General features: G+C 59.5%; 10 protein-coding genes. 2 read left to right on the top strand and 8 right to left on the bottom strand.

What is annotated here, in order from left to right; genetic code table 11:
- The first annotated feature begins 7 nt into the window (after positions 1–7).
- A complete protein-coding gene (locus AC1RZR_RS37315; protein ID WP_481829662.1) occupies positions 8–2155 on the top strand; it encodes a type IV secretory system conjugative DNA transfer family protein in 2148 nt (715 codons plus the stop codon).
- Positions 2156–2397: 242 nt separating this feature from the next.
- Here the strand turns inward: AC1RZR_RS37315 and pcaF are convergent, their stop codons facing one another.
- The 7 genes from pcaF to AC1RZR_RS37280 all read right to left on the bottom strand — a co-directional run bounded on the left by pcaF (position 2398) and on the right by AC1RZR_RS37280 (position 12122).
- Complete coding sequence (gene pcaF / locus AC1RZR_RS37310; RefSeq protein ID WP_481829661.1) at positions 2398–3603, bottom strand: 3-oxoadipyl-CoA thiolase; 1206 nt, start codon at positions 3601–3603, stop codon at positions 2398–2400.
- A 1-nt stretch (position 3604) separates the two neighbouring features.
- A complete protein-coding gene (locus AC1RZR_RS37305; protein WP_481829660.1) occupies positions 3605–5686 on the bottom strand; it encodes a 3-hydroxyacyl-CoA dehydrogenase NAD-binding domain-containing protein in 2082 nt (693 codons plus the stop codon).
- A gap of 118 nt (positions 5687–5804) precedes the next feature.
- Positions 5805–6773: an NAD(P)H-dependent flavin oxidoreductase gene (locus AC1RZR_RS37300; RefSeq protein WP_481829659.1), complete on the bottom strand. Its 969-nt coding sequence runs from the start codon at positions 6771–6773 to the stop codon at positions 5805–5807.
- A gap of 59 nt (positions 6774–6832) precedes the next feature.
- A complete protein-coding gene (locus tag AC1RZR_RS37295) occupies positions 6833–7960 on the bottom strand; it encodes an acyl-CoA dehydrogenase family protein (protein ID WP_481829658.1) in 1128 nt (375 codons plus the stop codon).
- A gap of 1 nt (position 7961) precedes the next feature.
- Complete coding sequence (locus tag AC1RZR_RS37290) at positions 7962–9200, bottom strand: CaiB/BaiF CoA transferase family protein (protein ID WP_481829657.1); 1239 nt, start codon at positions 9198–9200, stop codon at positions 7962–7964.
- A complete protein-coding gene (locus AC1RZR_RS37285; protein ID WP_481829656.1) occupies positions 9197–10375 on the bottom strand; it encodes an acyl-CoA dehydrogenase family protein in 1179 nt (392 codons plus the stop codon). Before AC1RZR_RS37285 ends, AC1RZR_RS37290 begins: the two co-directional genes overlap by 4 nt.
- Before the next feature lie 334 nt (positions 10376–10709).
- On the bottom strand, positions 10710–12122 hold the full coding sequence (locus tag AC1RZR_RS37280) for an NAD-dependent succinate-semialdehyde dehydrogenase (protein ID WP_481829900.1): 1413 nt from the start codon (positions 12120–12122) through the stop codon (positions 10710–10712).
- A 218-nt stretch (positions 12123–12340) separates the two neighbouring features.
- Here AC1RZR_RS37280 and AC1RZR_RS37275 point away from each other — a divergent pair, with 218 nt between their 5' ends.
- The gene (locus AC1RZR_RS37275) at positions 12341–13261 is read left to right on the top strand and encodes a LysR substrate-binding domain-containing protein (protein WP_481829655.1); all 921 of its coding nucleotides are present in this window, start codon (positions 12341–12343) and stop codon (positions 13259–13261) included.
- Between the two features lie 21 nt (positions 13262–13282).
- On the opposite strand, the gene AC1RZR_RS37270 is transcribed toward AC1RZR_RS37275, so the two are convergent.
- A complete protein-coding gene (locus tag AC1RZR_RS37270) occupies positions 13283–14971 on the bottom strand; it encodes an ABC transporter ATP-binding protein (protein ID WP_481829899.1) in 1689 nt (562 codons plus the stop codon).
- Positions 14972–15141: the final 170 nt, after the last annotated feature.

Raw genomic sequence — 15141 nt, 5'->3', positions numbered from 1 at the left:
GACACCTATGCAGAAAGTCGCAACAGCAATTTTCATGGTGCTCATGGCGATGGCCATGGGCGCCCTGCTCTTCACGGTCGCCTATGTCGCGACAGATTGGTACCGGACTGGCTCCCACGTCCTGTTTGACCAGCTGAACGCCAATCCCTTGCCGGTTGTTCGTCTGGCCTGGGCTGACGTGACTGCAAGAAATTTTGACCGGGTGCAATACGCCATTGCGGCGGGATTTGTTGGGTTTCTCTTGCCACTTGTCAGCTTGTTTCTCATGCGTCCGAGAAAGCGCAATGACTCTCGCTTCATGACTATGAGCGACATATCGAAAACCGGCCTTACGAAAGTGGGCGGCGTCTTCGTCGGTCGAGCTGGCGGCAAGCTCGCCGAAATTCTGTCGCCCAGGCGCGATCAGCGCTCCGGCAAAATCCACTTGACGCAGCGCAAGCTGATTGGTGGCAACAAATTGTGGATTGATGGCGATGATATCGGCGGCTTCGTCATAGGGCCGCCGCGCTCCGGTAAGGGTACGTCTCTCATCATCCCGAACGCCTTGATCTGGCCGCATTCGCTGGTGGTTCTCGACCTGCGGGGCGAGACCTATGCAGCGACCGCAGGCTACCGCTCGACCATGAGCCGCGTGGTGCGTTTTGCGCCGGCTGATCCGGACGGCAATATCGCATGCTACAATCCCATGGACTTCATCTCGCTGGATTCGGCGCAGCGCGACATCGACCTTCGCAACATCGCTGCGGCGCTGTTTCCGCGCCCCCCTTCGAACGCGGATCCCTATTGGGTTAATGATGCCCGCCTCCTCTTTACCGGTATTGCGTCCTTCGTCATGGAATCGCCCGCGATCCCGAACGAGAAGAAGACCTTTGCCACAATCCTTGAGATCATGAACGGCGCCGAGCAGCCGCTCCTCGAATTCATCGGCTCGCTGCGCGAGGAACGCCGCCGCGAATGTTCGCATTTTACGCTGCAAACCCTGTTGCCCTATTTTGAAATGTCTGAACGGCAGTTCTCCGGGATCTACGCCGGCGTACGCACCGGCATGGCCCCCTTTCTCAACGAGCGACTGATGCGAGCTACGTCGCACAGCACGTTCGATATTCGGACTCTCAAGCGCGATCGGATCTCCCTTTATCTCGACGTGCGGCGCGAGCAGATCACGTCGCTTGGACCGTTGTTCAACGTCCTGATCACGCAGATGATGAACTTCATGTCTGAAACCATGCCGCAGCCGGATGAGCATCCGGTGCTTGTGATGCTCGACGAGTTTCAGAACCTCGGCAAGCTCGAGAACGTGACCGAAATGGCGAGCGTGCTCGGCGGCAACGGCGTTTCGATGTGGTTTTTCGTGCAGTCGCTGAAGGCTGTAGACGAGATCTATCGCCAGGAAGGGCGCAAGACACTCATCAACGCTGCTCGCGTGCAGATCTTTTTCGGTGCGCAGGACGTTGACGATCTGCGCTACGTTTCCGAGCAGCTCGGCGAAACGTCGGACGTGCAAAAGGACGTGACGCGCACCAAGGCAACGTTGTTCGACACTTATTACACGCGCTCCGAACACCGCAAGGAAGTGCGGCGGCCCCTCATGCGGCCGGATGAAATCCGGACGCTAGACAAGAACAAGGTCATCATATTGCCGCGCGGCGAACTGCCGATCCTCGGCACCCGAAATTTCTATTTCGCCGACGGTCACCTCGCCAAACGCGCATACATGCCTCTGCCCTCCTCTAGGGATGTTTCGCGCACGAAAGGTCCTGCGTTGAACTCCGCTGCGGCGGTTCCATCTTCTGCGCTCCCGGCCATGGTGCCGACAGTGTCCGCGTACCGCTCAGGCCTCTTGCAGACCCGCCTGCGGCGCGGCGCGACATTTGCCGTAAAGGCAGGCCGGTTAGCTCCGCCGCCGGGCCGGCGCGCAAGCGTAAAAGAACGCCTGAAAGCAACCGACGCTGCGGCGATACCGGTCTATACCGCCGTAGATTTTTCTGCTTTGGCGGCCAAAGCGGTGACAACACGCATAGCGCCCGACAAGGAAGCAGCGGTTGCGGCGATCCTGAACAAGGTCCGGTCCCTGCGCGCAACCGCATCCGACACCGAGACTTTCGATCGAAATCTGAGCATCGTCGAAGACGCTTTGCCTGATCTTGTTGATTAGCCTAGCAGTCTACGGTGATCGCCGGCAACGAGCCTCCCTAACCACCGTAGAAGGCCGCATTTTGCATGCCTCGGCCACGCTATCTCCGTTTGACTGCATGAGGCGGGAGATTAAATAAGGCCGTCGAAGGGGTGGGCGGGAGCGCTCCAGGGTCGCTCGCCCCGCCTCTGCAGGACGCACCGAGCCCGGGGCATAAAACAGGTCGGCCATTTCTGCTCGGCGCGCTTTGACAGAAGCGTCGGCTAGGATAGCTCAATCGCCACAGCGATGCCTTGACCAACACCCATGCACATGGCGGCCAGCGCATAGCGGCCACCACGCTCGCGCAGCTCCAGCGCTGCCGTTCCCGCAATGCGGGCGCCCGACATGCCCAGGGGATGGCCGAGCGCGATCGCACCGCCATTGGGATTCACGTGCTCCGCGTCCTCTCTAACGTTGAGGGCGCGGAGCACGGCTATGCCTTGGGAGGCAAAGGCTTCATTGAGCTCGATGACATCGAACTGTTGCGGCGTCAGGCCAAGCCGCGCGCACAGTTTTTGTGTCGCCGGCGCGGGGCCGATGCCCATGATGCGCGGCGCAACGCCGGCGGCGGCTCCGCCGAGAATGCGGGCGATCGGCGTCAGGCCGTATTTCTTCACGGCCGCTTCCGAGGCGACGATCAGCGCCGCCGCGCCGTCATTGACGCCGGAGGCATTCCCGGCGGTCACTGTGCCGCCTTGCCGGAACGGCGTCGGCAGTTTGGCCAGCGCCTCGATCGTGGTGCCCGCGCGAGGATGTTCATCCTTGCTGACAACAACCGCATCGCCCTTGCGCTGCGGGATCGTCACCGGGATAATCTCGTTGGCCAACCTTCCATTGGCCTGTGCCGCGACCGCCTTGTCCTGGCTGCGCACCGCAAAGGCGTCTTGATCGGCGCGTGACACGGAAAAATCCTCGGCGACGTTCTCGCCGGTCTCCGGCATCGAATCGACGCCATACTGCTTCTTCATCAGCGGGTTGACGAAGCGCCAACCGATGGTGGTGTCGTAAATCTCGGCATTGCGCGAAAACGCCGCGTCGGCCTTGGGCATGACGAAGGGCGCCCGACTCATCAACTCGACGCCGCCCGCAATCATCAATTCCGCTTCCCCGGCCTTGATGGCGCGCGCGGCGATAGTCAGCGCGTCCATGCCGGAGCCGCACAGCCGGTTGACGGTCGAACCAGGAATCTCTTTCGGCAGGCCGGCCAGCAGCAGCGCCATGCGCGCCACGTTGCGATTGTCCTCGCCGGCTTGGTTGGCGCAGCCATAGACGACGTCGTCGATCGCCTGCCAGTCGATGCCGGCGTTGCGCTCGGCCAGTGCCTTCAGGGGTATCGCGCCGAGGTCGTCCGCGCGCACCGAAGACAGCAAGCCGCCGAAGCGACCGATCGGAGTGCGGATGTAGTCGCAGATATAGGCCTCGGCCATGTCATGCAGCCCTCTCGGTTTTATCCAGCAGAAGCGCTGTCACCGGCCCAACGTTGAAGCCAGGAGCGTGGCTTTGGGAGAGGGTCGCAAAAGCGGCGTCCAACGATGCGCGATCCTGATTTCGCGCCCAGAAGAGAACTCCCCCTTCATGCTTGGGGAACCCGTAACCATTGGTCAGCACCAGGTCGATATCGGACGGCGACTGAGTTACGCCTTCGGAAATAACCCATGCAGCCTCGCTTGCCATGGCGGCCATTGCGCGGTTGACGATCTCTGAAGCTGAGATCGAGCGACGAACGCGCCCCGCGTCGCTAGACGCCTTCATGATGAGGTCGGTGACGATGGGGTCAACTTCGCCGCGTCTTTCTGCAGCCGGGTACAGATAGTAACCGGCTCCTGTCTTGCGGCCGAACCTGCCGGCCTCGCACAAAAGGTCCGGGATTACGACATAGCGATCTGTTTGTTTGCGAAGTGACTCTGTCGCCTGGCGCATGCGCCAGCTGATGTCGAGGCCCGACAAATCAGCCACGGCGAACGGACCCATGGCAAATCCGAACGCTTCCAGCGCAGAGTCAATCTCCTGCGGTAGCGCACCCTCCTCCAGCATGAATTCGCACTGGCGGCGGTACGCCGCGAATATGCGGTTGCCGATAAATCCGAACGAGTCCTTGGAGAGTACAGGCAGCTTTCCCATTCTGAGCGCGAGGTCAAAGGCCGCGCCTGTCACATGCGGGGACGTACCCTCATGTCGAACGACCTCAATAAGGCGCATCACATCAGCCGGGCTGAAGAAATGCATTCCCGCCACGTCTTGGGGGCGGCCGGAAAACGCTGCGATCTCGGAGACCGACAAGTACGACGTATTCGTCAAAAGCACCGCGCCGAGTCGCGCTGCGCTCCCAAGGGCCTCAAATACCTGCTGCTTTGCGCTGATATCCTCAAAGACGGCTTCGATGACGGCATCGGCCTCCCCAACACGCCGGGCATCTGTGGTGACTGTAAGCCGGGATAGAAAATGGCCCAATTGTGCGGGATCAAGTCGACCGCGCTCGACGCGTCGCTGAAATCCTTTCTGGACGCGATCAAGTGCGCTGGCCCCGGCATCAGAAGTGGTTTCCACGATGATGACGGATTTTCCAGCCCCAAGCAGCGCAGCTGCAATCCCCGCCCCCATGGTGCCCCCGCCGATCACAGCAACCACATCGACCGGGTTGGCTCTGGACGCGGCGGCTTCAGCGGCTTTCAAAGCTTTGCGCTCTGCGAAGAACAGATGGCGGAGGGCCGAAGCCTCTCGCCCCTTTCTCAGCTTTTGAAACGCCGCCCGTTCGTCAGCTAGGCCTTGCTTGAACGGCAAGCGGCCGCATTGTTCGATTGCGTTGATCGCCGCCACGATGTGCGGCCGATGGCGGCCGGAACTAAGCGCTCGAGCCTTCGTGTCTGCGAATGAGGAAGGTTCGCATTCCGGAACCGGCTTGTCGGATACCTTGCGTTTGGCGGACTGAAGGCTGGTCAGGAAAGCAAGGGCTTCAGATTCCAGATCTCGCTCGGCCACCGCGTCGATCATGCCTAACTTGACGGCTTCGATTGCAGGTACGCGAGTGCCCGCGCAAATGAGCTCCACTGCTTTTTCCCGCCCAACCAGACGCGGAAGGCGCTGTGTACCCCCGGCCCCCGGAATAAGGCCGAGGGTGGTCTCCGGAAGGCCGACCACAGCGTCGGGACTGGCAACGCGGCCATCACAAGCTAGTACAAGCTCATACCCTCCGCCCAAAGCCGCGCCGGCAATTGCAGCCACGAACGGCTTGGTGCTCTCCTCGATGGCAGCTATGACCGATGGAAGTTGCGGGTCCTTCAGCGGGGCTCCAAATTCGCGGATGTCGGAGCCGGCCATGAACATCGTGGCAGCGCCGATCAGCAGGCCACCCGCCAATTCCTCATCAGAGTCTACGGAGAGTACCGCCTTCAGCAGCCCGTGACGAACCTCAAGTGAACCGGCATTGATTGGCGGGTTGTCGATAACGATGATGCCAATATCCCCCCGCCTCTCGAGCCTCACCACTTCCCGTGTTGCTGATCCTGACATCCGCTGATCCTTGCTGACGGCGTTGGCTGTTTGAAACGATGCTAGAGTAAAGCCGGAGCCCTGCTCCAAGACGGTTCTAGATCGATAGCGCGTGGAAGATTGGCCCGAGCCTCGCGCGTCACGCCACGTTGGCGTTGATGGCCGCCAACGCAGCCGAAGCTTCCGCGATGATCCTATCAATGAGTTCTGCGCAGCTGGGCACGTCATTGATCAAGCCGACAGCTTGTCCGCAGGACCATATCGCATCATCGAGTTTGCCCTCAAAGTAGACTGAGGGATTCCGGCTGCCGGTGATCAGGGGCAAGAGCTCCTCTAAGCCAGCGCCCGCGGTTTCCATTTGCACGACCCTGCTTGCGAGTGCGTTCTTGGCTACACGCATCGGCGAGCCGATCGATTTCTGTACGATTAAAGTATCCTCGGCTTTCGCAGCTACCATCCAGTCCTTGACGGCCTGGTGGGCGCCCGCCTCCTGCGTCGCCAGGAACCGCGTCCCCATGACGATCCCGTCGGCGCCTAGACTTAATGCAGCCAGCAACCCTTCGCCGTCGCCAAATCCTCCGCCGGCAATAAGGGGGATGTCGATCCGCGAAGCGGCCTGCCGCACCATGATCAGAGTGCTCACGTCGGTCATTCCAGGATGGCCGCCCGTTTCGTTTCCTACCACGGCGACGGCGTCGCACCCGATGCTCTGAGCCTTGAGGGCGTACTGGGCGGCAGGCACCTTGTGTATGATCTTCAGGCCCGCCTTCTTAATCCGTTCAATGTAGGCCTCTGGATTTTGGCCCGAAGTCTCAAGAACGGGTACGCCTTCATTGATACAAACCTCTAGGAAATCGGCGGGGGCGTACTGTCGTGCCGTGGGAAAGAGGTTGATGTTCACGCCAAAAGGCTTTCCGGTAAGCCTTCGTAACATCTTGATTTCTGACGAGAAGGTCTCGAGATCAGAGAAAGTTGCGGATGTAATGATGCCTAGCCCACCTGCATTGGATACAGCTGCGGCCAGTGGGGCACGCCCGATCCGGAACATGCCCCCGCAGATAATGGGGTGCTGAATGCCAAGAAGTCTGGTCAGTTTGGTCTGGAACATGTCCGTGCCTCTTGGACGTTTCGGGAAGTCGCCAACCGCGCAATTTCGCGCCGCTGATGCTAAACTGCCCATTTTTGTTGAGCTGCCTCGTGCCAAACCGTTTCCCGGTGGTGCCAGGGCGAACCGAGAAGCAGCTGCCGAGCACGGGCTCGCCGAAAGTAAAGCTGCACATCCGTTTCGAGCGTGTACCCCATACCTGCCCAAATCTGCTGCGCCGTGAAAGTGCATTTGCGGCTGCTCTCCCCGGCTTGGATCGAAGCCATGGCCACATAAACAGGAGTGGGAGAGATCGCTGCGTTTCCGACGAGCAGACGCGCGGCGAAGTTCTCCATATACGCCTCCGCAAGTCGCTGCTGGACGGCTTGGAACGAGCCAATGGCCACTCCGAACGCCTCTCGTTCCTTGGCATAGGCAACGGCTAGGTCCAGTGCCCCTCGGGAAAGACCAACGACCTGGGCTGCCAGGACCGCGCGCAGGACGTTGAGCGCTGCTTCCAAGTCCGCCCATCGGCAATCACCATTGCCAATGATAATGGTCTCGCCGTCGGCCACAGACACCCAATCCAGTGTTCGATAGCCATTGTTGGTGATATCCGGGTTCGCCGCTCCGCCCCATCCGGCAGTGGGCTTGTGCACCAGCGCCAACGCAACACCCACGTCCGCCTGTACGGGGATAAGGACCGCATCGGCACGCTCAAGGTGCTCGGCGACCCATGGCTTACCGCTTTCGTTATCGGCCAATGGTGTGATGGCGCAGTCTTCTGCGCTTGCTGGCAGCCCATTCGCCGGCATGGCAATCGCTATAAGCTTTTGGCCGGTGGTGACAGCTTCGATCAATTCGTAGAGGGATCCGTCGTTAAACTTTGCCAGAAGGGGAATGACAAAGGCTGCAGTTTCCGCGAAGGGCATCGGAAACGCCGCGGTGGCCAGCTCCTCTGCAATCATGGCGACAACGGGCAGCCCCTGGGCGCCGAACGCATCGGGAGCCAGCAGGCTAATCCAACCCAAGTCGGCGACCGCCTTCCAGAGCCCGTTTGCGGCGCTCCAGTCGCCATGTTCGGCTTGGCGGACGACTTTTGTGGTCAGCTCCTTCGCGACAAAGGCCTGAGCGACCTCCCGGATCATTTCGAAATCAGCCTGGTCGACAACGCTTTCACCGGCTTCGAGTGCACCCACACCTTGATTCATGTCACCGAACTCCGTTTGCTGATGTCTCTGCGGCCTGGCGGGCGGCGAGTTCCTCAAGAATTTCCTTGGTATGCTGCCCCAATGCGGGGGGTGGCCGATGGGATTTGGCGCGACCATCTGTGGCTATGCCCAAGCCCATGGTTCGAACTCGGCCGAACTCAGGCATGACGAAATCGACGAAGTAGCCCCCCGCCTCGACCTGCTGGTCAAACATCAAGTCGTCTGACATCTGCACAGGCGCGCAAGGGACGCCGCAAGCCTCGAACGCGGTAACCCATTCAGCGGTGCTGCGTTTGGTGAACTCGTGCTCAGCATATGCGGTGAGAGCTCGCCGACTAGTGTCCTCTTCGTCCGACTGCGGCAGTGCATCCGGATTTTCGAACCAAGGATCCTCTAAACCGACGATGGACATGAAATGCCGTCGCTGGGGGACATTCAGGCACCCTACCGTGACATAGCCGTCACTTGTTTCGTAGGTGCGGTAGTAGAGTTCACGCGCGACCAGGTCATGCATGTGCTTCGCGGATGCCCGCATGCGATCTCTGACCGTCCCTTGCGACTTCTGGGGGTTTTGCCCATCCACGGCTTCAATCGACACCAATTTTTGCCGCTGCAGGCTAAGGGCTGCTTCAATTAGCGTACTTTCGATCTTCTGCCCGACGCCAGTGCGCTGTCGCTGGATAAGCGCGGATAGCACTCCAATCGCCAGCGTCTGACCAGCGGTGAAGTCAATCAACGCGATACCGGCGTACCGCCGCGGGGCTTTCCCATCCGGATTTGGATTTGACGCGATCAAGCCGGAGACCGCCTGGATTACCAGATCATAGCCGGCGTGGAGGGCCCTCGGCCCTTTTTGTCCGTAGGCCGAATTCGAAGCATAGATCAGACGCGGGTTGAGGTCGCGGACCGCCTCGTATCCTATACCCAAGCGTTCAGCCACGCCCGGCCTATAGTTGTGGACCATTACGTCGGCCGATGCGATCAGGGCTTTCGCGGTGGTGAGGGCCTCGTCCGTCTTCAGGTCGAGCACGATGGATCGTTTGTTGCGATTGAGCGCAACAAAGCTTTTGCTGAACCCCGGCGAGAACGGATCTTGGCCTCGCCATTGCTCGCCGGCCGGTGGCTCAACCTTGATAATGTCGGCGCCCATATCACCCAGCAGTTGGGTGCAGAAGGGACCGGCAATATAGCCTGAAAAATCGACGACACGTATGCCGTCCAGAGAACCTGACGAGGTCATTTCGGTAAACCCAGGCCACGAGTGGCAATCACCCCACGCTGGATTTCGCTTGACCCCCCAGCCAAGGTAAGCGCCGGAGAGGCGCGGAAAACGGCTGGGAAGAGGCCGTCAAAGATTGCAAGATCGGAACCGTATTCGAACTGGGCCAGTGGACCGACAATGTCGACCGTTGCGTCCGCCAAGGCTTGGGTCAACAAGCCGACATAGAGTTTTCCAAAGGAGAACTCGGCGCTGATCCCCTTCCCGGCGTCTAAGTTACGAGCGATCATATACCCGAAACTGCGGGCAACCTGGAGCTTCGTCCGGAGCTCACCGATTTTGTCTTGGACCATGCTGACGTCGGCGAGACGGCCCCTGCCGCAGTCGCTTCCCTCGCGCCTAACGTATTCGACGAGCCGATCGAGGGAGAGCCGCGCGGCCCCGACCCTGTCCATACAGGATCGTTCCAGATCAAGACTGCGCATCGCCTGATGGAAGCCGCGGTTTTCCTCGCCGAGAAGGTTTTCGGCGGGAACGTGCACATCGCTCAGAAAGACTTCGTTCAGGACACCGCCGCCAAGTGTTGGGAAACTGTTAACAGTGACACCTGGCGTGTTCATGTCGAGGACGAAGAGGCTTATCCCACGATGCTTGACGGCTTTTGGATCGGTCCGCGCGGCGAGATACATATGCGTCGCGACCTCGGCAGAGGAGGTCCAGATTTTGTGGCCGTTGACGACGTACTTGTCGCCTGCGCGAACAGCCGCGGTCCGCAGGGATCCAAAATCGGACCCGGCCATGGGTTCCGAGAACCCTTGGCAAAACATCGCGTCGCCGGCAGTGATCATAGGAAGGTATTTGCTCTTCTGCTCGTTGGTGCCGAACAGCATCAGCGAGTTGCCGAAGACCTTGACGGAAAGGAGGTAGGCCGAAAGGGGAGCGCGCGCATAGCCGAGCGCCTCGTCGATGATGGCGGTCTCCAGATGGCTCGCGCTGCGCCCACCGTACTGTTCGGGCCAGTGGCGGCCGATCCAGCCCGCTTGGCCGAGCGCCTTAAAGAAGGCTGCAGAATCGCCGTCACTCATCGTGCCTTGGCGCTCCAACCCGCGTACGGTTAGGGGAATCGTCCTCTCGCAAAACTCAAGGACGCGACCACGCAATTCGGCAGCTTCGTCTTCTGTAGGAATGATACGCATTCGCCGGTCAAGCTCCTCTCGACGAGACTTCGTCAGCAGGCGGATTAGCCTGATGCCAACCCATACGCGGCTAACCGGACTCTCGAAATTGAAAAAAAAACAACGCCTTTGAATGGTTCTGAATCGGCAGTCCGCCAACAAGTGGCGAGACCTGAGAGGCGCATCCCGAGTAAATAAATAGCATGACTTCAAGGGGTTGCGGCACCAATGCGCTTCGGCATCAGACGCTTGATCAAGCATGGGCGGGCACGATGGCTTTGAGAGCAACCGGCTCGGCCACGTCCCTGAAACGCGCCTTGGACGATAGGCTCAGCAGTCGCCTGTCAGCTACGGTTTATCTGACGGGGGCGGTGAGCGCTGCATATTTGGGGTGCAGATATCCCTGTATGCCTTCTATGCCGTTTTCGCTGCCGAAACCGCTATCTTTGATGCCCCCGAAGGGTGCCTCCGGATAAGCCAGCCCGAAGCTGTTGAGTTGGACTATGCCGGCTTGCAGGCCGTTGATCAGCAGCTCTGCCGCTTCGCTGGAGTCAGTGAACGCGTAAGCGGCCAGCCCGAAGGGAAGGCTGTTTGCGATTGTCAGGGCCTCGTCGAGGTCGTCGTAGGTGCAGATTGCAGCGACCGGGCCGAACGGCTCTTCCTGCATGATGCGCGCCGAAGAAGGCACGTCACTCAGGATGGTGGGCGGATAGTGAAATCCAGCCTGTGGTCGCTTGTTTCCCCCATAGGCCAGCTTTGCTCCAGCCTTCACCGCTTGATCAACAAGCTCATCTACCGCTGCGACCCGCCGCGCATTGATCAACGGGCCGATGGCCTGCAGTTTTGTCGCTTCCACGAATGCGGTTGTAAACTCCTCGGCGATGGAATGATGCACGATAAAACGGCTGGCGGAGACACAGACTTGACCAGCATTCCGGAACTTGTGTGCTGCAGAGAGTTGGGCGGTAAGGACCGGATCGGCATCGGGACACACGATAACGGGCGCGTGCCCTCCCAGCTCCAAGGTGGCCTTCTTGAGCGCTTGTCCCGCTCTGGCACCTATCAGGCGCCCAATGGCAACGGATCCGGTGAAAGACACTTTGCGAATCCCAGGGGAGGCGATTAAGTAGCTCGAGATCTCGTCAGGGTTGCCAAACACCATGTTGATCGTCCCCGCCGGCAATCCTGCATCATGCAACGCCCTGGTCAACGCCGCAGCACCCGCCGGCGTTTCTTCGGCCGGTTTCACGATGACCGAGCATCCAGCGGCCAAGGCCGGGGCGATTTTCGCGACAGGTTGGTAGATTGGGAAATTCCAGGGCGTCAAAGCAAGAACGGGACCGACGGGCGTCGGGAGAACCATAAGTCGTTCCCCAAATTGACGCGACGGGATCACCCTACCGTAGATTCGCTCCGCCTCGCCGGCATTCCACCGCAATACCTCTGCAGAATAAAGGACCTCACCGACAGATTCGTGGACAGGCTTGCCTTGTTCCGCAGAGATTTGGCTCCCAATCAAATCTGCCCGGGCCTCGAGGATATCGGCGGCTCGCCTCAGAACCACGGCCCGATCGTGCGCGGGGGTGGCGGACCAATCCTGAAAGCCCCTTATCGAAGCCGCCACCGCGTCATCAAGATCTGAAATTGTCGCCTTAGCGCAGTATCCAATCACCTCTCCCGTCGAGGGACTAATGACGTCAATCTTGGATGTTCCAGATCGCCAACTGCCGCCAATGAAAAGTTGCGTGTCCGGATAGTCCGCGGCCATCTTAACCTGCGTCATCATTCTGCACCCTGGCATGAACCTTATGGAAGGGTTGATCCGCCATAGTCGGGGCAGCTTCAATTGAATAGAATCGCAGTCGGGTTTGATGTTTTTCCGTCGTACGGAGTTGCATCGTCGAGCTTTGCGCGCCAATGCGTGGCTTGCTAATATGCTAACACCACCAATGTGCCGGATAAGGCGCAAGGAGCGCTGACAGCCTGATGGGACGCAAGATTCCGCCTTTTGCCGCGATCCGGGCATTTGAAGCGCTAGCACGTCACGGCAATTTGCAGGCGGCTGGTGACGAGCTCGGCATATCGGCAAGCGCGATTAGCCACCAAGTGAAGTCTTTCGAAAGCCACGTCGGAACCAAACTACTGATCAAATCTGAGAACCGCCTCAGAATTACGAAGGCTGGATCACAGTTGGCATCGGAGCTGCGCGACATCCTCGATCAGCTGGAAGCAGCGATGATCAAAGTCTCCTTGGCGCGAAAGACCGGGCGAATTTCAATAAATTTGTTCCCCTCTCTCGCCGAGCTTTGGATGGTACCCCTGCTGGCCCGATTTGCCGAGCAATACCCGGAGATCTCCGTCACCCTAATCACCAGCCCCGAGAAGGTGGACCTGTCCGGCAGTGATATTGACCTTGCCTTTCAGTATGGGGCGGAGCCTTCTGGCGCATATAAGTCGATAGCCCTGATACAAGAGACCATCACTCCGGTCTGCTCACGGGCCTTCCTCGCACGGCGTGGGCCGATCACCCAGGCATCTGATCTCCTGGCCTACCCGCTTATCTATTGCGCGTCTTCGCCTGACGAATGGCGGATCTGGATGGAGCAAAACCAGGTTTCCCTTGGTGACGTTGGCCACTGGCTGGAGGTGGACACGCGATCGGCGGCGCTGCAGGCTGCCCAGCAGAACATGGGCATCGCCATTGGGCGCCGGCCTTTCGCCGATTTGGCGCTGGCTCAGGGCACACTGGTGCCGATTTTCAAGCAACCCACCCTGACGGGTATGACTTACTTTCTTGTGGCACCGGCCCGGTCTTGGAGCGCGCGAAACGTGCGCACTTTCAGCACATGGCTGACTGCAGCAGCCAAAGCGGAAAATCCTTTTTTGGCGACAGAGCCCGTAGACTGAGTCTTACCGTCCGCGCGGCCGCTAGTTTCCAGCGCTCTCCATCCGCCTCGACTTAATGGCCTCATCCAGCCATCCGACTTCTGCCTGCGGAACCGAGGCCAGCAGAAGTTCCGTATAAGGGTCGAAGGGTGGACTCAGCACCTGATCTTTGGGCCCGTAGCGGACGACTTCCCCACGATACATCACCAGCATTGCATCGGCGATTGATTTGACGGTTGCCAGATCATGAGTGATGAAGAGATAGGCGAGCGCCTCCTCTTGCTGCAGCTTCAAAAGAAGCTTCAAGATACCGTTGGCGACCAAGGGGTCGAGCGCCGATGTGACCTCGTCGCAGATTAGCAGTTTCGGCCTTGCCGCCAAAGCTCTGGCGATGCAGACACGCTGTTTTTGTCCTCCCGACAGTTCCCCCGGATAACGACCGGCGAGGGCCTGGCCAAGTTCCGTCGTCTCAAGCAACTCGGCGATCCGCTGATCACGCTCTGTGCCGCTCATCCCGAAATAGAATTGAAGCGGACGGCCGATGATTGTCGCGACAGTTTGGCGAGGGTTCATTGCGACATCCGCCATCTGATAGATCATCTGAAGCTGGCGGAGTTCTTCCTTAGACCTATCGGCAAGCCGTGACGGGAGTTCATGGCCGTCAAACTGGATCCGGCCTGCGAGCGGCGGCAGCAACCCTGTTATGACGCGTGCAAGCGTGGATTTGCCCGACCCTGATTCACCCACGACTGCCAGGGTCTGCCCGGGCCGGAGATCAAGCGAGACATTGCGCAGGATTTTCACCGCTCCGCTTCCGTAACCCGCTGTCACGCCATTGACGGTGAGAATGGGGGCTGATTGAGACCCTTTTTGGTCGTGGTTGATCTCATGCACAGACACCAGGGCGCGCGTGTAAGCCTCTTTGGGCGCTTTGATGATCTGTTGAGTCATCCCGTGCTCGACCAGTTTTCCATTGCGCAGGACAGCTATCTCATCGGCAACTTGCGCCACCACGGCCAGATCATGCGTGATATATAGCGCGGCGACGCCGGTATCATGGATTGCATCCCGGATGGCGGCCAGCACATCGATCTGTGTCGTGACGTCCAGTGCAGTCGTAGGCTCGTCGAAGACAATAAGATCAGGCTCGGAGCATAGAGCCATCGCCGTCATCACGCGTTGCAATTGCCCGCCTGACACCTGGTGGGGGAAGCGTCGCCCGATAGTGTCCGGCTCAGGTAGGCCAAGCTTCCTAAACAGGGCTACTGCCCTCTTTTCCGCCTCTGCTCGTGTCGTCGAGGTATGGAAAAGAGCGGCCTCCACGACCTGATCCATCAGCCGGTGTGCTGGATTGAACGCTGCGGCTGCAGATTGCGCCACATAGCAGACTTCTCGGCCCCGAAGCGCGCGCAACCCCGCCTTTCCGCCTTCAAGTATGTCACGTTTGTTGACCATGACTTGGCCGCCGGTGATCTTCACCCCCCCGCGCCCGTAGCCCATGCTTGCCAGGCCGATCGTTGACTTACCCGCGCCGGATTCGCCGATTAAGCCGAGGACCTTGCCACGGCGTAGCGACAACGATACGTCATCAACGAGTGTAATATCTCCATGCGCTCCCTCCTGGGAGTACACGGTCGCCTCGATCCTAAGGTTGCGTATCTCGAGCAGAAGATCGCGCTCGCAATTGTCGTGCTCCGCCGTGGCGTTGTGAGGTGCATTTAAACGTACGATGTTGCCAGACAATGCCGTTCCCTTCGTTTCTTATGTTTTTATTTTCTGAGCGTTACCGGGCATAGTTGCCCTCTCGCTCACGCAGAAAGTAAGCGGTTATAGCGTCAGCGGATTTGCACGGCGTGCGCCCACCACGCCTTGCGTTTGAGAGGCCGCCAATTTCAAAAACC

Source organism: Mesorhizobium bavaricum, from assembly GCF_056781655.1.
The sequence above is the reverse complement of the archived record's forward strand: the minus strand, read 5'-3'. Positions and strand labels throughout refer to the sequence as shown.

What these genes read in the sequence shown, in the direction of transcription:
- AC1RZR_RS37315 (WP_481829662.1), top strand. Translation starts at nt 8, where the DNA reads ATGCAGAAAGTCGCAACAGCAATTTTCATGGTGCTCATGGCGATGGCC.
- AC1RZR_RS37285 (WP_481829656.1), bottom strand. Translation starts at nt 10,375, where the DNA reads ATGCGTATCATTCCTACAGAAGACGAAGCTGCCGAATTGCGTGGTCGC.
- AC1RZR_RS37295 (WP_481829658.1), bottom strand. Translation starts at nt 7,960, where the DNA reads ATGAATCAAGGTGTGGGTGCACTCGAAGCCGGTGAAAGCGTTGTCGAC.
- AC1RZR_RS37300 (WP_481829659.1), bottom strand. Translation starts at nt 6,773, where the DNA reads ATGTTCCAGACCAAACTGACCAGACTTCTTGGCATTCAGCACCCCATT.
- AC1RZR_RS37280 (WP_481829900.1), bottom strand. Translation starts at nt 12,122, where the DNA reads ATGGCCGCGGACTATCCGGACACGCAACTTTTCATTGGCGGCAGTTGG.
- AC1RZR_RS37290 (WP_481829657.1), bottom strand. Translation starts at nt 9,200, where the DNA reads ATGACCTCGTCAGGTTCTCTGGACGGCATACGTGTCGTCGATTTTTCA.
- AC1RZR_RS37275 (WP_481829655.1), top strand. Translation starts at nt 12,341, where the DNA reads ATGGGACGCAAGATTCCGCCTTTTGCCGCGATCCGGGCATTTGAAGCG.
- AC1RZR_RS37305 (WP_481829660.1), bottom strand. Translation starts at nt 5,686, where the DNA reads ATGTCAGGATCAGCAACACGGGAAGTGGTGAGGCTCGAGAGGCGGGGG.
- pcaF (WP_481829661.1), bottom strand. Translation starts at nt 3,603, where the DNA reads ATGGCCGAGGCCTATATCTGCGACTACATCCGCACTCCGATCGGTCGC.